Source organism: Micromonospora deserti (assembly GCF_003236335.1).
Taxonomy (GTDB): Bacteria; Actinomycetota; Actinomycetes; order Mycobacteriales; family Micromonosporaceae; genus Micromonospora; species Micromonospora deserti.
On record NZ_POUB01000597.1, the window covers coordinates 1 to 394 of the forward strand.

The 394-nt window shown below is 37.6% G+C and carries 1 tRNA gene; it reads right to left on the minus strand.

The window, feature by feature from the left end:
- Positions 1-102: 102 nt before the first annotated feature.
- A tRNA-Cys gene (locus C1I99_RS35570) sits at positions 103-173 on the minus strand.
- Positions 174-394: the final 221 nt, after the last annotated feature.

Below are 394 nucleotides of genomic sequence, written 5' to 3' on the forward strand. Positions count from 1 at the left end.
ATATGCAACCATTAGCACAGCAACTTGCTTCTGGTTATTTCACAAAAGCGACTTTAGCACAATTAACACAATAAAAAAGCGCTGCTAATGCAGCGCTTTTTAAGGTAATAACCGGAGTCGAACCGGCGATGACGGTTTTGCAGACCGTTGCCTTACCACTTGGCTATATTACCATGATTAAGGCTTGTCATTTTTTAAACCACAACAACGTTTATAATTATAGGGTAAAATCACCTAAATTACAAACACTTTGTTAATTATCGTCATTTGCCATCACTTCACCTTGCTTAATTACTATATGTGGTGTAATTGTGCCATCAGATAACCAAATCGGTGTTTGCGATTTTGGCTCCCACCAGCCTTTAATTTGATTGCGATTCACAAATACTAAATC